At 70.0% G+C, this 24,415-nt stretch carries 21 protein-coding genes; 10 read left to right on the forward strand and 11 right to left on the reverse strand.

Features of this window, described 5'->3' with window-relative positions:
• Positions 1-32: 32 nt before the first annotated feature.
• Positions 33-2,660 (reverse strand): transglycosylase domain-containing protein, encoded by a 2,628-nt coding sequence (locus OWR29_RS40515; RefSeq protein ID WP_267568889.1) that lies wholly within the window; start codon positions 2,658-2,660, stop codon positions 33-35.
• Positions 2,661-2,919: 259 nt separating this feature from the next.
• Between OWR29_RS40515 and OWR29_RS40520 the strand changes: the two genes are divergently transcribed.
• The 3 genes from OWR29_RS40520 to OWR29_RS40530 are packed head-to-tail and all read left to right on the forward strand — an operon-like array spanning position 2,920 to position 7,072.
• Positions 2,920-3,354 carry a hypothetical protein gene (locus OWR29_RS40520; protein ID WP_267568890.1) on the forward strand — a complete coding sequence of 145 codons (435 nt, stop codon included), beginning with the start codon at positions 2,920-2,922 and terminating at the stop codon, positions 3,352-3,354.
• Positions 3,351-5,615: a putative bifunctional diguanylate cyclase/phosphodiesterase gene (locus tag OWR29_RS40525; RefSeq protein ID WP_267568891.1), complete on the forward strand. Its 2,265-nt coding sequence runs from the start codon at positions 3,351-3,353 to the stop codon at positions 5,613-5,615. The genes OWR29_RS40520 and OWR29_RS40525 overlap by 4 nt, the downstream gene beginning before the upstream one ends.
• A gap of 35 nt (positions 5,616-5,650) precedes the next feature.
• Entirely contained in the window at positions 5,651-7,072 is a 1,422-nt protein-coding gene (locus OWR29_RS40530; RefSeq protein WP_267568892.1) for a GGDEF domain-containing protein, read from the forward strand.
• Here the strand turns inward: OWR29_RS40530 and OWR29_RS40535 are convergent.
• From OWR29_RS40535 to OWR29_RS40545, 3 genes are all read right to left on the reverse strand, one after another.
• Positions 7,057-7,194: a hypothetical protein gene (locus tag OWR29_RS40535; RefSeq protein ID WP_267568893.1), complete on the reverse strand. Its 138-nt coding sequence runs from the start codon at positions 7,192-7,194 to the stop codon at positions 7,057-7,059. The genes OWR29_RS40530 and OWR29_RS40535 overlap by 16 nt on opposite strands.
• 95 nt (positions 7,195-7,289) lie before the next feature.
• Entirely contained in the window at positions 7,290-7,937 is a 648-nt protein-coding gene (lexA, locus tag OWR29_RS40540) for a transcriptional repressor LexA (RefSeq protein WP_267568895.1), read from the reverse strand.
• A 24-nt stretch (positions 7,938-7,961) separates the two neighbouring features.
• Positions 7,962-8,849: a TIGR03619 family F420-dependent LLM class oxidoreductase gene (locus OWR29_RS40545; RefSeq protein WP_267568896.1), complete on the reverse strand. Its 888-nt coding sequence runs from the start codon at positions 8,847-8,849 to the stop codon at positions 7,962-7,964.
• Between the two features lie 117 nt (positions 8,850-8,966).
• Between OWR29_RS40545 and OWR29_RS40550 the strand changes: the two genes are divergently transcribed.
• Both OWR29_RS40550 and OWR29_RS40555 read left to right on the forward strand, forming a co-directional pair.
• A complete protein-coding gene (locus OWR29_RS40550; RefSeq protein WP_267568897.1) occupies positions 8,967-9,830 on the forward strand; it encodes an ion channel in 864 nt (287 codons plus the stop codon).
• Positions 9,827-10,681 (forward strand): glycosyltransferase family 2 protein, encoded by an 855-nt coding sequence (locus OWR29_RS40555; protein ID WP_267568898.1) that lies wholly within the window; start codon positions 9,827-9,829, stop codon positions 10,679-10,681. The genes OWR29_RS40550 and OWR29_RS40555 overlap by 4 nt, the downstream gene beginning before the upstream one ends.
• Here the strand turns inward: OWR29_RS40555 and OWR29_RS40560 are convergent.
• From OWR29_RS40560 to OWR29_RS40570, 3 genes are all read right to left on the reverse strand, one after another.
• Complete coding sequence (locus OWR29_RS40560; RefSeq protein ID WP_267568899.1) at positions 10,675-11,073, reverse strand: hypothetical protein; 399 nt, start codon at positions 11,071-11,073, stop codon at positions 10,675-10,677. The genes OWR29_RS40555 and OWR29_RS40560 overlap by 7 nt on opposite strands.
• A gap of 66 nt (positions 11,074-11,139) precedes the next feature.
• Positions 11,140-12,615, reverse strand: coding sequence for a GGDEF domain-containing protein (locus tag OWR29_RS40565; protein WP_267568901.1), 1,476 nt, complete (start codon positions 12,613-12,615; stop codon positions 11,140-11,142).
• 58 nt (positions 12,616-12,673) lie between these two features.
• Positions 12,674-14,011: a DUF1996 domain-containing protein gene (locus OWR29_RS40570; RefSeq protein ID WP_267568902.1), complete on the reverse strand. Its 1,338-nt coding sequence runs from the start codon at positions 14,009-14,011 to the stop codon at positions 12,674-12,676.
• A gap of 168 nt (positions 14,012-14,179) precedes the next feature.
• Here OWR29_RS40570 and OWR29_RS40575 point away from each other — a divergent pair, with 168 nt between their 5' ends.
• Positions 14,180-14,980: a (2Fe-2S)-binding protein gene (locus tag OWR29_RS40575; protein WP_267568903.1), complete on the forward strand. Its 801-nt coding sequence runs from the start codon at positions 14,180-14,182 to the stop codon at positions 14,978-14,980.
• Positions 14,981-15,026: 46 nt separating this feature from the next.
• Positions 15,027-16,172 carry an alpha/beta hydrolase gene (locus tag OWR29_RS40580; RefSeq protein WP_267568904.1) on the forward strand — a complete coding sequence of 382 codons (1,146 nt, stop codon included), beginning with the start codon at positions 15,027-15,029 and terminating at the stop codon, positions 16,170-16,172.
• Here OWR29_RS40580 and OWR29_RS40585 read toward each other — a convergent pair.
• On the reverse strand, positions 16,141-16,809 hold the full coding sequence (locus OWR29_RS40585; protein WP_267568905.1) for a hypothetical protein: 669 nt from the start codon (positions 16,807-16,809) through the stop codon (positions 16,141-16,143). The genes OWR29_RS40580 and OWR29_RS40585 overlap by 32 nt on opposite strands.
• Positions 16,810-16,994: 185 nt before the next feature.
• Here OWR29_RS40585 and OWR29_RS40590 point away from each other — a divergent pair, with 185 nt between their 5' ends.
• Positions 16,995-18,935, forward strand: a complete 1,941-nt coding sequence (locus tag OWR29_RS40590; protein WP_267568906.1) for a S1 family peptidase — start codon at positions 16,995-16,997, stop codon at positions 18,933-18,935.
• Between the two features lie 232 nt (positions 18,936-19,167).
• Here OWR29_RS40590 and OWR29_RS40595 read toward each other — a convergent pair whose 3' ends face one another.
• Positions 19,168-19,311, reverse strand: coding sequence for a hypothetical protein (locus tag OWR29_RS40595; protein WP_267568907.1), 144 nt, complete (start codon positions 19,309-19,311; stop codon positions 19,168-19,170).
• A gap of 40 nt (positions 19,312-19,351) precedes the next feature.
• Entirely contained in the window at positions 19,352-20,623 is a 1,272-nt protein-coding gene (locus tag OWR29_RS40600) for a hypothetical protein (protein ID WP_267568908.1), read from the reverse strand.
• Between the two features lie 134 nt (positions 20,624-20,757).
• On the opposite strand from OWR29_RS40600, the gene OWR29_RS40605 reads away from it, so the two are divergent.
• Positions 20,758-22,233, forward strand: a complete 1,476-nt coding sequence (locus OWR29_RS40605) for an MFS transporter (protein WP_267568909.1) — start codon at positions 20,758-20,760, stop codon at positions 22,231-22,233.
• Between the two features lie 5 nt (positions 22,234-22,238).
• The gene (locus OWR29_RS40610; protein WP_267568910.1) at positions 22,239-22,787 is read left to right on the forward strand and encodes a TetR/AcrR family transcriptional regulator; all 549 of its coding nucleotides are present in this window, start codon (positions 22,239-22,241) and stop codon (positions 22,785-22,787) included.
• Here OWR29_RS40610 and OWR29_RS40615 read toward each other — a convergent pair.
• On the reverse strand, positions 22,777-24,366 hold the full coding sequence (locus OWR29_RS40615) for a bifunctional AfsR/SARP family transcriptional regulator/alpha/beta hydrolase (protein ID WP_267568912.1): 1,590 nt from the start codon (positions 24,364-24,366) through the stop codon (positions 22,777-22,779). The two genes, OWR29_RS40610 and OWR29_RS40615, sit on opposite strands and share 11 nt — an antisense overlap.
• Positions 24,367-24,415 lie beyond the last annotated feature (49 nt).

Consider the following 24,415-nt stretch of genomic DNA (forward strand, 5'->3'; position numbering starts at 1 on the left):
CCGCGGGCCGAGTGCCCGCGGCGTCAGCGTCTCTATCTGTTGCCGTTCCCGCCGCCGTTGCCCGGGAAGCCGGTGTTCGGGTCGTTGATGATGGGCGGGGTCTGGCCGCCGGGGTTGTTCGGGTCGACGCCGCCCGGGTTGTTGGGGTCGACGCCGGGCGGGCAGACCGTGCCGTTCAGGATGCAGCCGTTGTTCTCGGGCGGCGGGGGCAGCGGGTCGAGGCCGTTGCCCTTCTTGCTCGGGTCGCCGACCTTCACGTCCGGCGGGAAGTCGGTCTTCTCGGCGTCCAGGGCCTTGTTGGCCAGGTCCATGAAGACCTTCCACGTGTCGCCGGGGGTCGAGCCGCCGGTCATGCCCTTCTTGGTGCCCGGCTTGTAGATCGGCAGCAGCTGCATCTGGGTCTTGACCTGCTTCTCGCGGCCGATCCAGACCGAGGCGGCCAGGTTCGGGGTGCCGCCGACCCACCAGGCGTCGCCGTTCTCGCCGGTCTTGCCGTCCTTGTACTCCCAGGTGCCGGACTTGCCGATGGCGTCGTAGCCGCTGCGCAGGTTCTGCCCGTTCTTGCCGGGGATCTTCTCGAGCACGTGGTCGATGGCCGCCACCACGTTCGGGTCGAAGGCCTGGACGGCCCGCAGGCGCTCGGTGTGGAAGGCCTTGAACTTGCCGGTCTTCTCGTCGCGCTTCTGCACCGACTTCACGAAGTGGGCCTTGTTGTAGAGCCCGTTGTTGGCCAGCGTGGCCACGCCGTTCGCGTGGTCGAGGGCGGTGATCGCGTACTGGCCGTAGCCGATCTCGTTGCCGTACTGCTTGAGCGCGTCGTCCTTGGCCCTGGCCAGCTCGACCCGGGCGCCGATCTTGGTGGGGCTGGAGATGTACGCGACGCCGGCCTTGCGGGCGGCCTCGGCCACCTTGTCCGGGCCGAGCGCCGCGGCCAGGTGGTAGAAGGGGAAGTTGTACGACTGGACGGTCGCCTCGTCGAGCGGGCAGCGCCGCTTGTCGCAGGTGAACTTCGTCCGGCTGGAGTTGTTGATCGCGTCGCCGCCGACCTTCTTGGCGTCGGCATCCCAGGTGGTGTCGAGGCCGTACCCGTCGCTCAGCGCGGCCAGCAGCGTGTAGACCTTGAACGACGATCCCGGCGGGCGCCCGCCGCCGATGAAGTCGCCGCTGACGTTGTAGTTGGGGCCCGCGTAGTCCCAGCCCACGCCGTCGCCGTTCGGACCGCCGTAGTAGGCCAGCACGTGCCCGGTCTTCGGGTCGACCGCGACCAGCGCCGTCTTGTACGTGGCGTCGAGCTTGCGCAGCGGCGACTTCGAGCTGGTGCGCATGGCGGCGGTCTCGGCCGCCTTCTGCACGGCCGGGTTGATCGTCGTGGTGATCCGCAGACCACCCTTCTTCTGCTCGGCGTCGCTGATGCCGATCGCCCGCAGCTCCTGCTTCACGTACTTGACGATCTTGCCGGTCGGGTTGTTGGCGCCGCACGAGGTGCGGCACGCGTCCGGGTCGAACTTCTGGACCTTGGGGTACGCGGTGGGCAGCTGCTTGATCCAGCCCTTCGACAGCATGTTGTCGAGGGTGTACTTCCAGCGGATCTCGGCGTCCTTGCGGTTGTTCTGCGGGTCGTAGCCCTGGTGCGTCTTGGACGGCTCGGGCTGCTTGATCACCGAGGCGATCACGGCGGCCTCGGACGCGGTGATGGCGCCCTTCTGGCCGGGCTTGGTGAGCGACGAGCGCCCGGAGCCGAAGTACGCCTTGACGGCTGCCTCGATGCCGTAGGCGCCCCGCCCGAAGTACACCGAGTTGAGATAGCGGCCGAGGATCTCGTCCTTGGAGTAGTGGTCCTCCATCTTGCGGGCGATCACGGCCTCGCGCAGCTTGCGGTTGTAGCTGATCTCTTTCAGCTCGGCCGCGTGCCGCGCGTACTGCTGGGTGATCGTCGACGCGCCCTGCTGGTCGCCGCCGGTGAAGTTGTTCCAGGCGGCGCGGGCGATGCCCTTCATGTCGATGCCGTTGTGGTCGTAGAAGTTCTTGTCCTCGGCGGCCATGACGGCTTCGCCGATGATCGGGTTGATGCTCTGGTAGGGCACCAGCGAGCGGTTCGAGTTGCCGATGGTGGCCACGACCGTCTTGTTGTCGGCCGCGAAGATCTGGCTGACCTGGTCCTCGACCTTGGGCTCGGTGAACTGCACGTCGTCGAAGAAGTAGGCGCCGCCGACCACGCCGGCGCCCAGCACGATCACCAGCACGGCGGCGGCGACGGTGAGCAGGTTGGTGCGGCGGCGCTTCTTGGCCGCCTTCTTCTGGTCCTTGACCCGGGGCGGGACCGAGCCGGGCTCACCGGGAGGCGACGGGCGGACGGCGGCCCGGGCGACGGCGGCCGAGGCGCCGACCCTGGCCGCGCCGACAGGCGCCGCGCCGGCGAGCGGCGCACCGACTGGCGGCGCACCGACTGGCGGCGCACCGACGGGCGGAGCGCCGACGGAAGCGGACCCGACCGAGGCGCGCGCGCCGACGGATGCGGACCCTACGGAAGCACGGCCGCCGACCGAGGCGGAGCCGACCGAAGCGCGCCCACCCGCGGGAGCGGGGGGCACAGAGGCGGAGCCGGCGCCCGGCACACGGGCCCGGGCGCTCGAAGACTGCGGTTCGCCGTAGGGGTTCATCTATCCTCGTCGTCGCCGGAGTGGATCTCCTATTTACACGACTCTGCCAAGACCGGACAACGCGTCCGGCATCGCCGCGTACTTTCTGAAGCCGAGTTCGGGAAGACATGATAGAGCCCCGGGCCGCTTCCGCGGGGACTCGGATTCCGCCCGGCCTGCGGCCGGACGACTCTGAGCGGCCCGAAAACTCAATGAACGGCTCTGCCTGCCGAAGTGATCCGCGACACCGTACGCACACTTCCCCGGACGGAGACCCCCGGTGACCGCCGAACCGCGAACGAGCCGAGCCTGGCTCAGCTCCGCCCCGCCGGCGCCTGCCGGCCCGCAGAAGAACCAGGTCAGGCAGCAGGCCGGCGGGCTCGGCGAGCGCTTCCTGTCGGCCCCGGCCCCGGCCCGGCCGTTCGGCGCCCCGCCCTCCTCGGCCTACCCCGAGCAGCGCAAGGGGCCGGTGCCGCGCAGCCTGCCGCCGTCGGCCCAGCGCCCGCCCGGCATCGGCACGATCATCATCGTGACCCTCATCTTCGGCCTGGTCGGACTGATCCCGACCATGGTCCGGGCGCGCAAGGCGGCTCTGCTGGGCGCCTCCACCACGCCGTACTGGATGTCCTTCGGCTGCACGATGGCATTGGGTTACGCGCTGGGCCTCGCGCTCGCCCTGTACTCGGTCATGAGCCTCGGCCTGCAGGTGCCGTGACCCGCGGGGGCGAGCGGTGGATGGACGTGGCCGTGGCCGGCTGCGGGGCCTTCCTCGGCGCCTTCTTCGTCTTCTACGTCGGCGGGTGGGGCAGCGACCAGCTGCGTCAGTTGGTGACCGACGGCGCCTACCTGCCGCCGGCGTTGCTGGCCGTGGTGGCCGGGGTACACCTGGTGCGCCGCGGCGGCCTCGACGCGCGGGCCAGCCGGGCCTGGTGGTTCATCACCGGCGCGTACGTATGTCAGCTTTTCGCCCACGGCGCCTGGTTCGTCGAGGACAACTTCCTCGACGGCCCACCGGCCTATCCGGCCGTCGCCGACTACTGGTTCCTGGCTTTTGTGCCGTTCATGCTGACCGGGCTGCTCCTGCTGCCCGGCGTACGCCGGACCCGCTCCGAACGCACCAAGCTGGCCATCGACTCGCTGATCGTCGGCACCGGCACCTTCATGGTGCTGTGGTACCTGGTGATCGGCCCCGCGATCCGCGCCGCCGACGCCACCGGCCTGCAGGTCTTCATGTCGTCCGCGCTGCCGGTGGGCGACCTGCTGCTGGTTCTCGCCCTCGCCTCGATGCTGCTGCGCCGCCGCGAGCGCAGCGACGCCACCCTGTTGCTGGCGGGCGCGGTGGCGCTCTACATCGTGGCCGACGTCGCGTACAGCTGGATCACGCTGAACCACCAGTTCACCGGGGGCAGCTGGCCCGACCTGTTCTGGCTGGCCGGCCTGCACCTGCTGATCCTGGCCACCCGCCGGCGGCACCGCGAGGGCCAGGCCGAGCCGGGCGGGCGCTCCGGACGGGCCCGGCTCACTCTTCTGCCGTACGGGGCCAGCGCGATCGCCTACGGCCTGCTCGGCTATCTGGCCCGGGAGCAGGACCTCTACCCGCTCGGCGGCATGATCATCGGCGCCATCGTGCTGACCTCGCTGGTCGTGGCCCGGCAGATGTACGCCCTGCGCGAGAACCGCAACCTGGCCGTCACCGACCCGCTGACCGGGCTGGCCAACCGCACCCTGGTCGGCGAGCGCCTGGCCCAGCTGGCCGCCGACCCGCCGCGCGACGGCCGGGTGGGCGTGGTCATGCTGATCGACCTCGACCGGTTCAAGCCGATCAACGACGCCTACGGGCACGAGGCCGGCGACGCCGTGCTGACCGCCGTGGCCACCGCACTGCGGTCGGTGCTGCGTTCCGGCGACACCGCGGGCCGGCTCGGCGGCGACGAGTTCGCCGTCGTCTTCCCCCAGCTGCCCGACCGCGCCGCCGCCGAGCGGATCGCGGGCCGGCTGGTGGAGGCCCTGAGCACGCCGGTGATCTTCGGCAACCTGGTGCTGACCGTGGCCGCCAGCATCGGCGTGGCGTTCCGCGACGACAGCACCCGCGACGCCGAGGAGCTGCTGGCGCACGCCGACACCGCCATGTACGCGGCCAAGCGCTCCGGTCGGGGCCAGTTCCAGATCTACACGCCCGAGCTGGACACCCGCGCCCGCGACGCCGAGCTGCGCGACGCGGTCGAGCGGGGCGAGTTCGTCGTGCACTTCCAGCCCGTGGTCGACCTGGCCACCGGGGCCGTCTCGGCCGCCGAGGCGCTGGTGCGGTGGAACCATCCCGAGCGGGGCCTGGTGATGCCGGGGGATTTCATCGACGTGGCCGAGGAGACCGGCGCGATCGTCCCGCTCGGCGAGTGGGTGCTGCGCGAGGCCTGCCGGCAGGCGGCCGCGTGGCGGGCCGACATTCCCAGCGCCGAAGGCCTCTGGCTGACCGTGAACGTCTCTCCGCAACAGGTCAAGAAGGGCAACCTGGTCGAGGTGGTGACCGGCATCCTCACCGAGACCGGCTTCCCGGCCGACCGGCTGGTCCTCGAGCTGACCGAGCACGAGGTGCTGGAGCCGGACGAGGTGACCGTGGCCCGCCTGGAGGCGCTGTGCGCGACCGGGGTCTCGTTCGCGGTCGACGACTTCGGCACCGGGCACGCCGCGATCAACTACCTGCGCCGGCTGCCGGTCCAGGTGCTCAAGATCGACCGGTCGTTCGTCGCCGGGATCGACGAGAGCCCCCAGCAGTACGCGATCGCCGACGCGGTGGTGGCCCTGGGCGCCGCGTTCGGTCTGCATGTGGTCGCCGAGGGCATCGAACGCCCCGAGCAGGCCCGGCAGTTGCTGGCCATGGGCTGCCGCTACGGGCAGGGCTTCCACTTCCACCGCCCGCAGCCCCCGGAGCAGGTCGCCGCCCTGCTGCGCGGGGCCGATATCCTGATCGGCCGCTAGGCGTGGGGCGCGGCTGGAAGGTGTACGTCGTCGCGATGATCGCCGCGATCGTCGTCGGCACCGCGCTGCCCGAGGGCACCACCTTCGAGATCGTCTTCAACCTGTGCGTGGGCCTGTCGCTGGTCGTGGCGATCCTGGTCGGCCTGAGGCGGGTGCCCCACGGCGAGCGGGCGCCGTGGCGGTTGTTCGCGGTGGGCCTGCTGCTGACGGCGCTGGCCGCGGTGGCCGACGGCCAGGGCGCCGATCTGCTGCCGGGCGACGGCCCGGACATCGCCGACGCGCTCTATCTGGCCTTCTATCCCGCCATCGGCACCGGCCTGGCGTTGATGATCAGGCTGTCCCGCCGCCGGACCGACTGGGCCGCCCTGGTCGACGCGGCCACCGTCACCGCCGGCCTCGGCCTGCTGGCCTGGGTGTACGCGATCGGCCCGGCCCTGTGGGACGACTCCGTCGGGCTCGCGAGCCGGCTGGTCACCATCGCGTACCCGATCGCCGATCTTGTCCTGCTGGCCATCACGATCCGCCTTCTGCGCAGCAACGGGCGGGAGGGCCGCCGCGCGCCGACGCTGGTCGCGCTGGCCGTCGTCGGCTACCTCGCCGGTGACTGGGTGTGGATGGTGCTGCCCCACGTGAACGAGGCGTGGGCCGGCAACCGCTGGGTGGGCCAGGTGATCAGCGCCGACTACGAGCTCTCGGTGCTGGTGCTGACGACGGCCATCGCCTGGCCGCAGGTACGCGGGGACGGGCTCGGCGCCTCAGCGGTCTCCCAGCTCACCCGGCCTCAGCTGGCCGTGCTCACCGCGGCCGTCATGATCTCCCCCGCCCTGCTGATCGCGCAGCAGCTCAGCGGCGACGTCACCAACGGCCTGGCCATCGCGGTCGGCTCGGCGATCATGTTCTCGCTGGTCATGGCCCGCTTCACCCAGCTGCTGAAACAGGCCGAACGGCAGGCCCGCACGGTCAGCGCGCTCTCGCGGACCGACGAGCTCACCGGCCTGCCCAACCGGCGGGCCTGGAACGACGAGCTGCCGCGCCTGCTCGAGCAGGCGCGGTCGGCGCGCGCGCCGGTTGTGGTCAGCATGATCGACCTCGACCACTTCAAGCGATTCAACGACACGTACGGGCATCCCGCCGGCGACCGGTTGCTGAGCGCGGCCGCCGACGCCTGGTCGGCCGAGCTGCGCGACGGCGACGTGCTGGCCCGCTACGGCGGCGAGGAGTTCATCGTGGTGCTGCCCGGGGCCAGCCTGCCCAGGGCGACCGCCGCCCTGGAGCGCCTGCGCATGGTGACGCCGGCCGGCCAGACCTTCTCGGCCGGCCAGGCGCAGTGGGACGGCACCGAGACCTCGGAGGCCCTCATCGCGCGAGCCGACGTCGCCCTGTACGCGGCCAAGGCGGCCGGACGCGACCGGATCTGCACCGCCGAGCCCGCCGGGGAGAGCTACGCCGTCTCGTGATCGGGGCAGGTGACCCGCAGCTCGGCGTCGCCGAACGCCGCATCGACGAAGTTGCAGTGATGCGGGTGCCCCGGGCTCTCCGGGTGCGCTTCGGGCACGAAGAAGCGGCAGGTCAGGCACATCCGCGAGACCGGAATGGCCCGTCGCGCTCAACACGTTCACCAACTACTTCAACTCGGTCGGCCAGACCACGCTGGACTTCCCGGCCGTCAGGTGATCAGGTGCGGCGCAGCACCGAGACGACCTTGCCGAGCACGGTGGCCCGGTCGCCGTCGATGTTCTCGTAGGCTCGGTTGCGCGGTTCGAGGACAACGTGGCCGCCCCGGCGGCGGTAGACCTTCACGGTCGCCTCGTCGTCGATCATGGCGGCCACGATGTCCCCGTTGTACGCCTCGTGCTGCTGCTTCACCACCACGATGTCACCGTCACAGATGGCGGCGTCGATCATCGAGTCCCCGCGTACGCGCAACCCGAACAGGCTTCCCCGGCCGACCAGGTCGCGGGGCAGGGCCAGCACCTCGTCGGAGTTCTGCTCGGCCAGGATGGGCGTGCCGGCCGCGATGTCACCGAGCAACGGCACCCCCACGGTGGCGGGCTGCTGTGCGGCCTGCCTTTGCTCCGGCAGCAGGAACATCCGTACGTCAATGGGCCTGGTCGCCCGACCACGCCGCAGAAAGCCGAGGTCCTCCAGCGCCCGCAGGTGCCGCCCGACCGTCGAGGTGGAGGCCAGCCCGAGCGAGTCGGCGATCTCCCGCGACGACGGCGAGTAGCCGTGGCGCTGGGCCCAGGTCTGAATGACGGTGAGGATCTGGCGTTGCCGCTCGGTCAGCCTCGACGTGTCGTAGTAGTCCTCATCCGTCAGCACTCCAAGATCTTGCCAGCCGTTCCCTCACCGCCCGCGGAGGCGCGCCGACAGCTCCCCCGCCGCTTCCAGCAGCTCAGCGACGTTCGCGGCGGCCGACGGCAGCGTCACATAGGCGTGCCCCACACCGGCTCGCTCCAAGGCGCCAAGGTCGTCCACGACGCGCCCCAGCTCCCCGAGATCCGTGATGCCCACCTGAAAGACACAATTGATTTCGTACGGATCCCGGCCCCGCTTCTCGGCCATCTGCCGCAACCGCGTGAGCGTCTCCTGCACCGCCGCAGCCGGCATCCCCGTCGGCAGCCACCCGTCGGCCCGCCGGGCAATCCGCTCCAGCGCCGCCTCGCCGCGCCCACCCAGCACAATCGGAATCCGCCGCACCGGCTTCGGATTGAACCGCGACGGCGACACCCGATACCGCCCGTTGTCGAAGCTGACCGGATCCGGCCCCCACACGGCCGCCGCCACATCCAGAAACTCGTCGAGCGCAGCCCCCCGCTCCCCGATCGGCCGAGGCGCCGCCGCCTCGAACTCGTCCACCGACCAGCCCGCCCCAAGCCCCGCGATGACCCGCCCACCACTGGCCGCATCGAGCGCAGCCAACGACTTCGCCAGCCGCACAGGACCATAAAGCGGAGCCACCAAAATCCCGGTGCCCAGCTCAACCCGCTCGGTAACCGCAGCCGCCAAGGCCAACGTAATCAACGGATCCGTCGTATACCCGTACCGCTCAGGCCAAGGCACATCAGCCATCCCGTACAACCCGTGGCGCCCACTCTGGTCCTCCGGAGTCAGCAGCCGGTCGTACGCCCAGAGACTGTCGAACCCCAGCCCCTCAGCCGCCTTCGCAAAGACAGTGACGTCAGCGGCCAGGTCGTACGAGGTGGTCTGAGGCAAATTGATCCCGATCTTCACCGTCCACACCCTACGGAAGACCGAGCCCGACCACGATCGTCGCACCGCCTGATGGCCATCGGCCGGACCTCGCCGCGTACGCTCTCAGGACATTCGCCGATCCCAGGGAGCGAGCTGGTGAATTCCCCGGCGTCCGGATGGCTCGGCGTCGGCTACGCGCTGATAGAGGCCGCTGTTCTGGTGCTGGGCAGCGCATTCGCCTTGGGCGCCTGGATCAAGACTGTCGTCTGGTGGAAGTCGCTGAAGTGGGCGCTCAGCCGTGGCCATGATTACGCCGAAGCTGTCCAGAAATTCAAGGGAGAAGTGACACGCGAGGACCGCGTACGGCAAATTCGAGAATTCGAGGGCGACTTCATTCCGTGCGGGGCCAAGAGCGTCAACCTGTGGAGCCCGCATCCCACAATTCCGCAGCGGATCCTCGATCTGTTGTTCGTGAAGACTCCGATCTTCCTCCTCGAAGGGTCTCTCCTGGCGCTCTTCGCCAGCCTGATGCACGAGTCGAACCCGGCCCGCCTCGTAGCTGTCGCTATCGCGACCTGGGTGTGCGTCTACTCCTTGATGCTGATCGCCGAGGCCGTGGTCTGGTATGTCATCGCCAAGGACTATGCCCGCGTCTGGGGTGATCTCAAGTTCTCCAACCGGTCTCGGAACTCTTCCGGGCGCACATTAGGAGACTTCCGGGGACTGGGCGCAGTCACGGTAACCGCCGTATTCGCCTGCAGCGTGCTCATCTCGGTGACCGCCCAAGGTGCCGATCAATACGAAAATCTCGACCCGTCAGCGCCCGAGACGCTGGGCATCCCCACCTTGATCTCCAGCACCTACTACGTGCTGGCCACGATGACCACGGTCGGCGATGACTACATCGCGCCGAAGACGGCTTTGGCTCGGATGGCTGCTGGGCTGTTGCATCTCATGGTGGTTCTGACCATCAGCTTCGCCATCTCGGCGATCGCGGCTCGCGTGCAGGATCGCGAATGAACCGGTCCGCGGTCATCATTCCGGCTCGTGATGAGGTCCGATCCATCGCCGGAGTGATCGATGACGTTCTCAACACCATCAGGCCGGATCTGGTCGTGGTCGTCGACGACCGCAGCTGCGACTCGACTGCCGATGAAGCCCGCCGAGCAGGCGCCCTCGTCGTTTCGACGGACTCCGACCATACCGGTCTGGGCTCGGCCATGAACCTCGGAGTACGGACGGGCCGGCGGGCCGGCTGCGACACCTTCCTGACGATCGACGCGGACGGCCAGTACCGTGCGGCCGACCTCTTGCGGCTCTGGAACTTTCAGCGCGTAGGGGGCTTCGACATGGTGGTCGGCGACCGATTGGCGGATGGGCGTCCGGAAAGCATGCGCCGAGTCCGCTATTCGGCCAATCAGGTCTTCTCCACGGTCTTCTCAGCAGCGCTTGATCTCGAGCAAAGAACCGACTCGCAGAGTGGGATGCGCGTCTTCAACAGCGCTGTGGCCGACACCTGCGCCGTGACGAACTCCTTCACCTACACACAGGAACAGCTCCTGCGCGCAAGGATCCAGGGTTTGCGAACGGCCACAACGCCGGTCTCGTTCGAAAGACGTGTCCATGGCCGCAGCCGCCTGGTTCGGTCGACCCTCGACTACGCCTACCGCACTGTCCCCCACCTGATCCGGGTCTATCTCGAGCACGCCGGCGGCAACGCTCATCAGGCGCGGGGGCGGCTCCTCGACCAACTGGCCACGCTGGACGCTCCGTCCCTCACCAGCACTGCCGCAGCCGCATCACTAGCCGATCACTCCGGGTGGGCTTCGCCGGGAAAGGCAGCCGGGCTTCCGGACTTCTCGCGTCAGTAGCGGGCGTTGTATCGCTCCACGCCGCGCGCCGCCGTGACCGGGCCGATGATGAGGAAGGCGATCCAGGTGAGCGGGTACGTCACCACGCCGATGAAGACGAAGGTCAGCATGAAGTTGATCCAGAACAGGGCCCAGAAGCTGACCATCAGCGCGATGCCCAGCCCGACACGGCCGGCGTAGAGATTGCCGACGCCGAAGATCCCGAAGATGCCGAGGACGATCTCCAGGGCGACAGCCGTACCGGCCGAGCGCTGCGGTCGGGTGACCACCGGACCATAGGCGACGGGCGGCCCGTATCCGTAGGGCGCCGGCGGCGCGGCGGGCGGGTAGCCGTACGGCTGTTGGTAGCCGGCATTGATCTGGTGCGGGTCTCCGCCTTGGGGATAAGTCACGGATACGACCTTTCTCGAAGCGGGGTGTGCGGACTGTCCTCCGATCGGCCGGATTGCGTTGTCCCGTCAGCCACGGGTGACACTGAGTGCGGTCGCGGCCGGAACGCTGTGGTGGATGCGGTTGCGGCCGTTGTGTTTGGCGGCGTACATGGCCTGGTCGGCTCGGCGTAGTTCGGTGTCGGGGGTGGCTCCGGGGGTTGCCGTGATGACGCCGATGCTGACTCCGATGCGGATGCCGTTGTCGAACGGGTCGGCGAGGGAGTCGAGGATGCGTTCGGCGACCGTCTGGGCCGTGGCGTCGTCGGTCTGGGGCAGGATCACGGCGAACTCGTCGCCGCCCAGGCGGGCTACCACGTCGGTCAGGCGGACGGCTGCGTTGATGCGGTTGGCCACCTCGACCAGGACCGCGTCGCCGGCCTCGTGGCCGTGGCTGTCGTTCACCGGCTTGAAGCCGTCCAGGTCGAGGTAGAGCAGGGCGGTGGGGCCGGTGTCGGCACTCAGTGCCGTGGCCCAGCGGTCGTGGAAGCGGCGGCGGTTGGCCAGGCCGGTGAGCTGGTCGGTGCTGGCTTGGCGTTCCACCGCGCGCAGCGCCCCGGCCAGTTGGCGGACCAGGCCGTCGAGGCGGGCGATGACCAGCAGGAACAGGATCGTGCTGCCGGCCACGATGACGGGGACGTCGATCGGCATGCCGCGCAGCCATTCGATGGCCAGGACGGCCGGTGCGGTGAGGCTGGCGGCGGCCAAGGCTACGACCCGGCGGCGAGGTGCGGTCGCGGTCGCTGTGGTGGGGACGCTTCGGCTCGACAGCTTGGTCACCGACGGGTGCAGCGCCGCGGCGCCGCCCAGTGCCTGCATGGCCAGCCAGCCCAGGTCGACGATGTTGCCGGCCGTGTAGCCGATGCTGAGTTCGAGCAGGGCGTAGCCGACGTCGGCGATCAGCAGGGAGAAAACGCCGGCGACGAAGAGCCAGTACGCCGGTGGGCGATCGCCTCGGCCGGTGACCAGCCGCGAAAGAACGGCGAGGACGAGCAGATCGGAGACGGGGTACGCCAGCGACACTGCTCTCCCGAGGGCGCTCATGTCCTCGGCTCGTACGTACGGAACCAAGAGAAAGACCCAGGCGAGCATGGCCGCGCCGGTGGAGAGCACCAGTGCGTCGATCAGGCCCGGCAGGTCTTTGCCGGGGCGGCGGGCGCGGACCAGGCCGACCACCGCGACCGCCAGCATGACCGCGAAGGCCAGGTACAACCAGTCGGCGTACCCGGGAAAGACGTCACCCCCGGCGGACATGTGCTGCAGCCAGTAGACGACCTCGGCCGACGCGAAACAGGCGCGCGCCGCCGCCAGTAGGTACCAGGGCCAGCGTACGGCGGGTTTGTTCAGCCTGACGCCGGCCACGATGGCGGCCGCCGCCGACATGCCGAGCACGCCGACGACGACCGACTGCACGATCTCGTCCGGGAACGAGTAGTAGACGACGCACGCCAGCGCGCACAGGGTCAGGTAGACCTGCCAGGCCGCCGGACGACGCCATCTACCCACCGCGTACCCCCTGCCGGATGCCTTGACCCGTGCCAGATCGGCGTACGCGGACCCGGGTTTAGAAGTCGCCGTTGGTGTTGCACTTCGCTTTCTGGACGAGGCAGTTCTTCACGCGTTCGCCGAGCGCCCGGTTGTCCCAGGCCATGAACGCGTCCCCGTGCATCGACGACGCCATACCGGATGCGAGTTTGTAACCGTTAGCGCTTCCGCTCGTGGGATAGGCGATGAGGAACGACAGGTTGGGGATGGCGACCGGATAGTCGCCTCGGCACGTGCCGTCGTAGCTGTACGCGACGTGTGCCTTGTGGGTGGGGCTGTCCAGGTTGCGGCCGTCCCAGCAGTCCTGGAAGACCAGGTGGAACATCAGGACGGCGGTGGGCGCGCAGATCGGCCAGTTGCCGTCGGCGCTGCGCCCGATCTCGCCCCCGGGCCCGGCGCAGTAGAACGCGTTGACCGAGCCGGCCGGCGTCGGCGCCTGCAGCTTGGCGTCCCCGGCGATCATGCGGAAGCCCTGCGGGAACGGCACGGTCGCGGACGGGTCGGTCAGGCGCGAGCCGTAGTAGACGACCACGTCCTTGGGCTCGATGGCGCGGTCGTTCTCGTACAGCGTCGGGATCCAGTAGGCCGACAGGTCCGGCGCCGGGCGGCAGGTGGTTCCGGCGTTGGCGAGAAGGGTCCGGGTCGTGCTGTACGCGTTGGTGCTGTTGTTGCCGAGGAAGGTGTGCATGTGCGAGGCGCCCGGCAGCCCCGGGAAGATGATGGGATCATCCGGATGCGAGTGGCTGTAAGCGCAGGTCGCGTTGAACTCGGGCACGCGTACGGCGTTGGCCGGCACCGGCCTTGTGGATAACGCACGGAACTCGGCCAGTTGGGCGTTCCAGGCGGCGTTGTCCACAGGCACCCAGCCGTCCTGAGCGGGCGGCTTCGTGCCGTCGCTGAAGGTGAACCAGTTCAGGTTGACGAAGTCGCCGCCGGCGCTGGTGCGTAGCACCGCGAACACCTGTTGCGAACCAACCGGATGGTTGGAAGCGGCTGCCGCGGTCAAGGTGCTCCACGTCTGCCAGCCGCCGGTCGGGCTGATGGCGAACTGGGCCAGCAGAGGGCCGGTCGTCGAGCCGGTGCGCAGCTCGATCCGTCCGCTGCCGACCGCCGAAGCGACCCGCGCCGTAATACTTGACACACCCGTCAAGTTGACGCCGTCGTACCGGAGCCAATCGCCTTCGCCCAGGTAGGCGACGTTCTGGCCGCCGCCCGTGTCGGCGGTGGCCTCCAGCTGGCTTCCTGATTGGGCCGCGTACGCCTCGGCCTGCACCGTCACGGTCGCGGCGCTGGCGGGGGCGGAGGCGACCAGGACTGTCGCGGCGGCGAGCAGCACCGCCGCCAAGAGTCTGCGCATCGGGGATTCCCTTCGGGGCAGGGATGGGGATGCCGCGCAGTATTCGCCGCCGGGAAGCGCTCTCTCAATATTGACGGGCGACGATACGCGCCATGTGCATCTTTGCCCGGGAAGCGCTTCCTCAGCGGCGCCGATCATGACGCGGGCGGTTAGGTTAGCCTTACCGGCATGACGTCCGCCCCGGTCGAGCAGACCGCCGCCCGGCTCGCGGCGCTCGATGAATGGGCGGGTTTCTCCGTACGGCCGGGAGCGGGCTGGGTCCCGCTGGACGCCGCCGAGGGATTCTTTGGCGGCTGGCTCGAGCTGCTGATCGCCGAGCACGGCGGCCGCACCGTCGCCGGCAGCACCCTCGGCTCCTCCCTGGCCGGCGCGGTGGTCGGCCCCACAGTCGGCGCGATCCTGCTCGACCGGCGCTGCCCCGACCCGTCGATGGCCAACCTGATCGCCCGCCCCGGCGACACCGGCGAATTCGAGGCGCGCGGTGTGCGTACGTTGGCTTTGGCGGTCCTGCCCGACGACCCGGCGGCCGGCCACCCGGACAGTGTCGTGCTGCCCGACGAGGACGCCCTCGATGACTGGTGGGCCTCGCGAGCCGCCGCCACGCTGAACCCGCTCTTCGAGGCCGTGCGCACCCGAGCCCCGTTCGGCCTGCGCAACCTGTGGGGCCTGACCATCGACGACGTCACCGCCACCGCCCTGTGGCTGGCCGAGCTGGCCGGCCGCGACCAGCAGGCCGCTTGGGCGCGAGCTCAGCGTCTGCTCGACGCCCTTTCCCCGTACGCGCCGGTCCGCTTCACCCGCAGCCGGCCGTTCCCGGTGGCCGGCCGCCTGCACCAGGTACGCGGCACCTGTTGTCTGTACTACCGCAGCAAGGCCGAGCCCGGCCCGCCCGACGAGATTCGCTGCGACACCTGCCCCTTGCGGGACGACGAATCCCGTCACGCCCGCCTGCTCGCGTACCCGTCCTGAATCCCCGTCGCGGTCGCGGCCCGCACTGCACTACCGTGCGCGAGATATGAGAACGATCATCGATCTGTTGCGGCAGGGGCGCTTCGCCGAGATCGAGGCGCAGTTCGCGCCGCGGCTGCGCGCGGCCGTCTCGGCCGACGCGGTCGAGAGCGCCTGGTCGCTGGAGACGGCTCGGATCGGCCCGATCGTGGCCGTCGGCGATCCGGTGCGGGAGCCCGGCGCGGAGGAGGGCTTGACGCGCCTGCGCATCCCGGTGACCGGCGAACGCGGCAGCCTGGAAGTCGTCATGTCGGTCGACAACACCGGCTTGCTCCACGGCCTGCGGCTGGCTGCACTGTCCGACGTGGAGTGGTCGGCCCCTCGATACGCCCGGCGATGGCGGTTCCGCGAACAAAATCTCGGAAGCAGCACTCTCACGTTGCCTCGGTGGCGCCGCCCACGGGCCGGCGTCGTGCTGCTGGCCGGCGCCGGCCCGTTCGACCGTGACGGCGCCGCCGGCCCGCTCAAGCCGATGAAAGACCTCGCCTGGGGCCTCGCGAGCCGCGGGATCGCCGTGCTCCGCTTCGACAAGGCGACCACCCAGGCGGCGACAATGATTGACGAGTACGTGGAACCGGCGCTGGCCGCGGTCGGTGTGCTGCGCCGGCACACCGGCCAGATCTTCGTCGTCGGCCACAGCGGCGGCGGCAAGGCAGCCCCGCGGGTGGCCGCCGCCGACCCGTCGATCGCCGGCATCGCGATTCTGGCCGGTGACGCGGCGCCGTTGAGCCAGGCCGCCGTCCGCGTGGCCCGCCACCTCGGCGCGGACGAGGCCCTCACCCAGCAGGCGGCCCGGGTCGACGATCCGGATCTCTCCCCGTCCACGCCCGCGGCCGACCTGCTGTTCGGCTGGCCCGCCACATACTGGCTCGACCTGCGAACGTACGACCAGATTGCCACCGCCGCCGCGCTGAGCTGCCCCGTCCTGATCCTGCAGGGCGGCCGCGACCACCAGGTGACCGTCGCCGACGACCTGACCCTGTGGCGCGACGGCCTGGCCCGCCGCCCCGACGTCACGTTCCGCATTCACGAGGCCGACGACCACATGTTCATCCCCGAGGACGGCCCGCAGAACGTCGACCGCGCCGTCGTGGACGACATCGCCCGCTTCGTCGCGGAAGTTACTGGACGGCGCCGCGGTCGACGAAGCTGAAGGTGCCGCGGCTGCCGCCGTCGCCGACCTCCTGGATGTAGAGCGCCGAGCCGTCGTTGCGGACCTGCACGGTGCCGAACTTCTCGTTGCTGAGCCAGTGGGTGGGGCGGCCCTTGTCGTCGGACTTGCCGGTCGGGCTGACCCGGAACAGGGTGTTCTCGTTCTCGGCGCACTTGACGGTGCCCAGGCTGACCGGCTCGTCGCGGACGTCGGCGTTCACGCACCAGCGGCCGCCCTCCTCGCGCGCCCGCAGCGCTTCGATCAGGTACTGGTCGTCCCCGGCCGGTACGAGCCGGAAGCGGGCGCCGTCGTCGGTCCCGGTGCCGATGGCGATCGGCCCCTCGTAGGTGGCGCTCCAGTCCTTGTCGTCCTCGGTGATGTGGATCAGGGCCTGCCGCTTGCCGGCGAGAATCTGCTTGGTGGCCTCCCCGGCGTCCAGGGCCGGCGCAGCCGAGGTGGCCGCCGCCGCGGGCGACGACGTGGCCGGAGCGGGCCCAGCAGCCTGAGCCGGCGATTCAACACCGGCCGGCGACGTCGCACCGGCGGCCGGCTGCTCATCGGAAGTGCCGCACGCCGACAGGGCCAGCACAAAGCCGGCCAGGGCGGTGCCGGTGGTCAGGGTTGCGAAGCGGCGCACGGAAGAACCTCCAGAAGTGGTGATCTCTGTGCTCCGATCGTCTACCCGCGCCCCTATGCCCTGAATCACCAGTTAGTGCCAGGTGCCTCGTCCGCGCCCCGGGAGCGGGACGGACATATCGATGAAGGTGACAGTAAAGTCCTTCGAGGTCCACGGTGGGCCGGTAACGGGGGAAGCGAGACAACGTGAGATCTCACGGGCGGATTCGTGCTGCGCTGGTGACGGCGCCGGCGCTCGTTCTGGCTCTGGCCGCCGCGGCGCCGGCCTTCGCGGTCGCCGGCGGCGATGACCCGGCTGAGGGGACGCTGTCGTTCGCGGCGCAGCTCGATCTCGGCGACACCCAGCGCTCATGCAGTGGAGTGCTGGTGAGCCCGCAATTGGTGCTGACCGCCAAGTCCTGCTTCGCGGGAGCCGACGGCATGGCCACGACCGGGGTGCCGCCGCTGGCCACCAAGGTCACTGTCGGCGGTGTGGTGTCCGAGGCGAGCCAGGTGGTGGTGCATCCGGAGCGGGATCTGGCGCTGGCTCGCCTGGAGAAGCCGGTGACCACGGTCGCGCCGGTCGCGGTCGCGTCGACGGCTCCCGTCGAAGGCGACGAGCTGGTTCTGGCCGGTTTCGGCCGCACCGGGAGCGACTGGATCACCGATCGCCTCAAGGCGGCCGCTTTCACGGTGGACAGCGTCACGGCGGCCGGCCTGGCCGTGACGCCGGTCGGCTCCGGCAGCATCTGCAAGGGCGACGCGGGCGGTCCGGCGCTCCGCCGGACCGGTGACGCCTACCAACTGGTGGGGCTGCACTGGAAGTCGAACCAGGCCGGCTGCCTCGGCGAGGCGACCGGCGCGCCGTCGGTGACCGAAACCCGCGTGGACGACCTGCGTGGTTGGATCACAGCCAATCTGCCCGGCTTCACCACCGGATTCGAAACAGGCGACGCGCGTACGAACTGGGTGAGCGCGGCCGACTCCGGGACCAACGGTCACGGCGGCCTGACCGGCGTGGTCGGCATCATCTCGACGGTGGCCGGCCCTGAGCTGGCCACCCGGGCCGAGAAGGCGCACAGCGGCACGACCGCCCTGATGTACTCGGGCAAGGACAACAGCGCGACCAAGTCGTACGCGTACATGAAGGCCTTCAGCCTGCGGAACCTCAAGCTCCGCGCGACCTCGACGCTGTCGTACTGGATCTTCCCGGAGAGCGTGACCTCCAACAAGAATGTGACCGGTGGCAACAGCACCTGCGTCGCGGTCGACCTGAGCTTCACCGACGGCACCAACCTGCGGGGCTCGGGGGCCACCGACCAGCGGGGCAACCGGGCGCATCCGGCGAACCAGTGCGGCCGGCTGACTTTGGACACCTGGAACGAGGTGATCGTCCCGCTCGGGGCGGTCGCCAACGGCAAGACGGTCGACACCGTGGCCGTCGCCTACGACCAGCCGGCCGGCACCGGCGGATACCGCGGCTACGTCGACGACCTGGCGATCTCGGACGTGCTGGCGTCGAACCCGTTCGCCTCCGGCCTCGAGACCGGCGAGACGGCCCTGGGCTTCACCAGCACGCCCGACTCCGGCACATCACCGCACGGCGGCCTGCTGAACGTGGGCGGCATCATCACCTCGGTCAGTGGGCCCGAACTGGCCACCCGGACGGAGAAGGCGTACACCGGCACGACCGCGCTCATGTACTCGGGCAAGGACAACAACGCCACCAAGTCGTACGCGTACCTGAAGGCGTTCGCCCCGGGCAACGTCTTCGTCCGGCCCGGCACCCGGCTCACCTACCGGATCTTCCCGCAGAGCGTGACCGCCAACAAGAACGTGACCGGCGGCAACAGCAGCTGCGTGGGCCTCGACCTGATCTTCCTCGACCAGCAGACCAACACCCAGGCGAACCTGCGTGACACCGCGGCGGCGGTCGACCAGAAGGGCGTCCGCGCGCACCCCGGTTCCCAGTGCGGCAAGCTGACCCCGGACACCTGGAACGACATCACCGTCGACCTGGGCGCCGCCTTCAACGGCAAGCAGGTGACGCTGATCGACATCGGCTACGACCAGGCAACCGCCACCGGCGGCTACCGCGGCTACATCGACGACATCCGGATCACCGACGCCGGCGTCCCGGCATCATGAGCACCGCGGGCGGCCGGAGTCTCCCGGCCGCCCGCCCTGACGCCGCTTCCACAAGGTGTGGACGGCGAAGCGCTCGGCCGGCGTGCTCGCCTCGGCTGACCACCGGCGCGCCGGCTAGCGGGATTCCTGCAGCAGCCGCAGCTGGGTGATGACGTTCTGCGCGGCATAGAAGATGGGAGCCTGTGGATGACCGCCCCGGCCCAGGTCTTTCTCGGCCGCTTGGACCGCGTGCTCACCGCTGTCCCCACACCCGGGGCAGGTCCGGCGCCGGGGCGATGCCGGCCTCGGCCGGGTCGGTCCCCAGAATCATGCGCCGCAGCTGAACGTAGTTGCCGTCGGGCTGCTGGGCGCCGCCGCGCCGAAATCTCTCGAACACGGCTCACATTCTGGCGACACCATGTGACGTACGTAAATGTCTACTTGCCGACCTCAGAGTCGTCGGCCAGGTCGAGGCGGTCCTCCGTTCCGGGCCAGGCCAGCAACACTCCCGCGTTGCCGGTGATCTCGTTCCATCGGTGGCAGTCGGCGGGTTCGCGCTCCAGATAGATCGCGGGCTGCACGGTGATGCCGGGACGCTGAAGGGCATGGCTGTAGTCCAGGACTTGACCGAGCGCGGCGCGCAACTGCCGTACCTCGTTCTTGGTTGTGGCGCTCTTGACCTCGACGACAGTCAGCGTCCGATCAGTCATCCAGGCCAGGTCGAAACTGGGTTCGCTCGGCTGAGGCGAACGCGGCTCCAAGTCGTGGGCCTCGACGAGCTGTGCCAGGAAATTCTGCAACCGTCGGTGCGCCCGCAAGCCGTTGCCGTAGCTGTCGGGATCGGTGGCGACCGACGGTTCGGGCGGCGCCACGTCGACGTCTTCCGCTTCCGGACGGTATTTCGTTCCGAGCCCCGTCGCGGTGTCGCTCGGCTCGTAGGTGATGACCGGAGGGCTGCCTGCGTCGACGCGAGTCCCGGGCAGGGTTTTCAGCACTGCCCCGATGAAGGAGCTGCGGTGGCCGACCTCGTCCACGCTGATCGGAACAGCACCGTCGGAGCGCAGCCGGGTGAGTGCGGCCTCGACCCATGTGATCGGCACAGGCTGACCTTCCGGTGACCTGCTCGTGGCCACCAGGACCTGTGTGGGCCCGACTTCCAGGATCCGATTGACGCTTCCCGTCAAGGTGGTCAGTTCCACACCGGCGAGTGACCGAAGCAAGTCGACCGCGTCGGACGCGGATTCGACCGGCACTCCGTCCCGCAAAGCGGCTTCCAGGGTGCGGTCGTCATAGCCGGGCACGCTCAGGCGGAGCCGGATCCGCTTGGTGGTGTTGCCAGGCATGCGAGCGTCCGACCTCTGACCGACGGTCGCCTGCGCGCGAGTGAGGCGCCGGCGAAGATCCGTCACGTCCTCGACGTCCGTCAGCCGCAGTGGGCCGTCGAGCAGGCTTCGTTCGGACTCCGGCATCTGGCGCCGCTGCGTGACCTGGGAATCGACGACGGCCGCCTCGATGACACCGCCGAGCGTCTTCAGCCGTTGCAACGTCAGGTCAAGGGCCTCGCGGTAGTCGGTGTTGCGCGGCTCTCTGCCCGCCGCGCGGCCGCTCATGCTTTCCAGAACGAAGGCGAGATGGTCGCCGTCGGGCTCGACGGCGCACTCGGCGTCCAGCGGAGTGCCGTCGTCCTTGATCAGTTGCACGTCGGTCACCGTCACACACCGGGCAGGATGGACGGCACGGAGCAAGGGCCGGGGACCTCATGTGACGTAAGCAACTGTTTACTTATGGGTGGAGAGGGCCATAATAAGTCAGCGGGTGTTTACTTCTAGGTGTTGGGAAGACCATGACGGAAACCATGGAAGCGGGCAAGAAGGCCGGCGGCTCGCTGCTGGTGCTTTATCTGGCGCTGGGCGGGCTGGCCTTCGCGGTGCTGCAGTCGCTGGTGTCGCCGGCCCTGTCGACCATCGGGCGTGAGCTCGAAGTGTCGACCGGCGACGTCAGTTGGGTCGTCACCGCGTACCTGCTGTCGGCCTCGGTTCTCACCCCGATCCTCGGGCGGCTCGGCGACATGCGGGGCAAGCGCAAGGTCCTCATCGGCGTGCTGGCCGTCCTCGCGGTGGGCACCATCGTCTCGGCTCTCGCGCCGAACCTGGCCGTGCTGATCGTGGGCCGGGTGCTGCAGGGCGCGGCCGGTGCGATTCTTCCTCTCTCGATCGGCATGGTTCGCGATGAGCTGCCGCGGGAGCGGGTCGCCACGACCGTCGGCCTGATCTCGGCCATCTTCGGTGTCGGCGCCGGTGTGGGCATCGTGGCGGCGGGGCCGATCGTCGAGCACCTGTCGTGGCACTGGCTGTTCTGGCTGCCGCTGGTTCTTGTCGTGATCGCGCTGCTCGGGGCGATCTTCGGCATGAAGGAGTCGGCCGTTCGCACGCCGGGCAAGCTGGACGTCCTCGGCGCGACCATCCTCTCGATCTCGCTCGTCGCTCTGCTACTGGCCATCAGCAAGGGCCAGGCCTGGGGCTGGGACGACGGCAAGACCATCGGACTGCTCGCCCTCGGCGTCGTCGGGCTGATCGGTTTCGTCTTCGCCGAGCTGCGGGTCAAGGAGCCGCTGATCGACATGCGGCTCATGAAGATCCGCGGCGTGTGGGCCACCGACCTGGTCGCGCTGATCCTCGGCTTCGCCATGTTCGGCACGTTCCTGCTGGTGCCGACCCTGCTGCAGCTGCCGGCGGTCACCGGGTACGGCTTCGGCAAGTCGGTCTCGCAGGCAGGACTCTTCCTGCTGCCGACCGTCGTCATGATGGTCGTCTTCGGTCCGCTGGCGGGCATTCTGAACCGCAAGTACGGGCCCAAGCTGCCGATGTTCCTCGGTGCGCTCTTCGTGGTGGCCGCCTTCACCCTGCCCGCCGTCGCGCACGGCCAGATCTGGCAGGTTCTCGCGTCCGGCATCCTGACCGGCGCCGGCATCGGCTTCGCGTTCGCGGCCATGTCCAACGCGATCATCGAAAGCGTGCCCGCCGCGCAGACCGGTGAGGCCACAAGCGTCAACACCATTGCCCGTACGATCGGCAGCAGCATCGGCACGGCCGTCGTCGCCGCCGTGATCACCTCCCACACCACGCCGCAGGGCCTGCCCACCGACGCCGCGTTCACCAACGGCTTCTGGGTCTGCGCCGGCGTGGCCGTGCTCGCCGTCGTCGCCGCGCTCGCCCTCCCCCGCGCCCACCGGCGCCACGAGGAAGCGGTCGAGGCCGGCGTGGACGACCTGCCGCCGGAGCCCGACGAGTTGCACCTGCTGCACCGCACGAACGCCTGATCACGGTGGATGTCCCGGACCGGAAGCGGCGTGACGCGGCCCAGACCCGGCAGAACCTGCTCGACGTTGCGCGGAACAGGTTCGCCCGGCACGGCTACGCGGCCACCACGGTCCGGGACATCGCCGATGAGGCCGGCGTCAACGTCGCGTTGATCAGCCGGTATTTCGAGTCGAAAGAGGGCCTGTTCCGGGCCTGCCTGACCCACGCCGCCTCCGACGTCCGCGAGGAGCCGACGGCCGCCACCCCGGCCGAGATCGCGGCCCGTCTCGCGCAACGGCTGAGCGGCCCGCCCGGCGATCGGCGGCAGCTGGACGCTTTCCTGCTGCTGATCCGGTCGTCCGGCGACGAACGCATCGACGACCTGCGCCGCTCGATCCTGCTCGGCCTGAGCGAGAAGCTCGGCGGCGACTTGCTCCGCGCGCAACTCGTCCTGGCCGCGGCGGTGGGGATCAGCCTGCTGCGGGCCGCGCTCGATCTAGAACCGCTCGCCTCGGCCACCGAGGACGACCTCCGGAAGCCGCTGGAAGACGTGATCCACGCTCTTATGGGCTGACCCCCAGGAACTCGACGGTGTGGCGGAGCAGGTCGCTGGAGCCGGTGAACCACAGGGCGTCGGTGCCGGGGGTCAGCTGCAGTCGGGCGTTCGGCAGGTGGGCGGCCAAGTAGGTGGCGTGGCCGGCGTCGACGTTCAGGCAGTTGCGGCGGTGCAGGACGAGTGTCGGGGCGCCGATGGCGGGCAGGCGATCACGCAGGTCGGTGCTCGTGGCCACCGTACGCACGGCAAGCGCGACCGACGGGCCTGCCGCGCGCCGGCCGAGGCCGTTCCACCAGCGCCGGAAGTCCTCGTCGGCGGCGACGCTGGGCGCGGCCTGGGCGACGGAGTCGACGCCGTGAGCGGGGTCGGCCGGGGAGATGGTGTCGCGGATCAGCGTCTCGGTTGTCGCGCGGTCCAGTCCGTACGGGTAATCGGGGCCCCGCGTGTAGCGGGGATAGCACTGTGCCAGCACCAACGAGCGCACGCGCTCCGGATGGCGAGCGGCGAACTCGAGTGCCACCAGCCCGGTGTCGAAGTTGGCGAACAGGTCGGCCCGCTCCACAGCGAGCGCGTCGAGCACCCGGCCCACGTCGCCCACCCACTGGTCGAGCGGATCTCGGGACGGGTCCAGCGGGTCCGACAGGCCGATCCCCCGCCGATCCAGGCAGATTACGGAAGCGCGCCGCGATAGAGCGGTCAGCGCGGCCCGGGCGTGAGTGCCGTCGAGCAGGCCGTCGATCGTGAGCATCCCGGGGTTGAGCACGAGCAGGTCGCGGCCGCCCTCGGACAGGCGGGTAAAGGCAGTCGAGCCATCGGGCCCGGTGGCGTAGCGAACGGCCAGCGGGGTCAGCAAGGCCGGCGACGTAAGTGAGGCCGGCGAGCCCGGCGGCGCAGGCGAGCCCGGCGACCTTTGCGAAGCCGGAGGGGGCGGGCGCAGCGCCTCGGCTTGGGCATCTCGCAGTGCTGGGGACGGGTCGAGGCCGACCTCGACCAGTGCAGCCCGGGCGGCGGCCGCGGCCCGCAACGCCTCCGTCGGCCGGCCGGCCCGGTGCAGGGCCCGCACGTAGTGCACCCACAGCGGCTCGTCGAGGGGGTCGGCGGTGGTCAACTGCTCGAGTTCGGGCAGGGCTGCGGCCGGGTCGCTGCCGGCCACCAGATAGCCGAGGTGTTCCTGCACGAGCAGGCGGCGTTCCCGGCGCCAGCCCTGGCGCAGCGCCTCGGCGGCGGTCGTGCCGGGCAGTTCGGGGTCGGCCCGCCACAGGTCGCGCGCCTCGGCCAGCACGGCGGCCGCGTCGTCGGGCGGCAGGCGGCGGGCCCGGGCGCGGGCGGCGGCTATCCGGCCGACGTCGGTGAGTTCGGGGTCGAGGGCGAGCCGGTAGCCGTCGCGGCCGGTCCGTTCTATGTGGGCTCCGGGTTCGGTGGCGCGCAGGGACGCCCGTACGCGGGAAAGGTGTGCTCGCAAGGTTTTGACGGCCGACGGCGGCGGGTCGTCCCAGAGCAGGCGCGCGAACTCGTCCAGGGTGACGGCGGACGGCGCGCGCAGGGTGAGGATGCTCAGCAGCTCCCGCGCCTTGCGGTCGAGCCGCGCGTCACCCACCCTGGCCGTTCCTAGGACCCGCACCACCACACGTTGAACCTAGGACCGC

The sequence above is a fragment of the Paractinoplanes pyxinae genome, from assembly GCF_026626335.1.
Lineage (GTDB): Bacteria > Actinomycetota > Actinomycetes > Mycobacteriales > Micromonosporaceae > Actinoplanes > Actinoplanes pyxinae.

Bases quoted from the DNA above. Each gene is read 5' to 3' on its own strand.
- OWR29_RS40580 (WP_267568904.1), top strand. From the start codon at position 15,027: ATGAGAACGATCATCGATCTGTTGCGGCAGGGGCGCTTCGCCGAGATC.
- OWR29_RS40605 (WP_267568909.1), top strand. From the start codon at position 20,758: ATGACGGAAACCATGGAAGCGGGCAAGAAGGCCGGCGGCTCGCTGCTG.
- OWR29_RS40575 (WP_267568903.1), top strand. From the start codon at position 14,180: ATGACGTCCGCCCCGGTCGAGCAGACCGCCGCCCGGCTCGCGGCGCTC.
- OWR29_RS40570 (WP_267568902.1), bottom strand. From the start codon at position 14,011: ATGCGCAGACTCTTGGCGGCGGTGCTGCTCGCCGCCGCGACAGTCCTG.
- OWR29_RS40515 (WP_267568889.1), bottom strand. From the start codon at position 2,660: ATGAACCCCTACGGCGAACCGCAGTCTTCGAGCGCCCGGGCCCGTGTG.
- OWR29_RS40555 (WP_267568898.1), top strand. From the start codon at position 9,827: ATGAACCGGTCCGCGGTCATCATTCCGGCTCGTGATGAGGTCCGATCC.
- OWR29_RS40535 (WP_267568893.1), bottom strand. From the start codon at position 7,194: ATGTGCCTGACCTGCCGCTTCTTCGTGCCCGAAGCGCACCCGGAGAGC.
- OWR29_RS40530 (WP_267568892.1), top strand. From the start codon at position 5,651: ATGATCGCCGCGATCGTCGTCGGCACCGCGCTGCCCGAGGGCACCACC.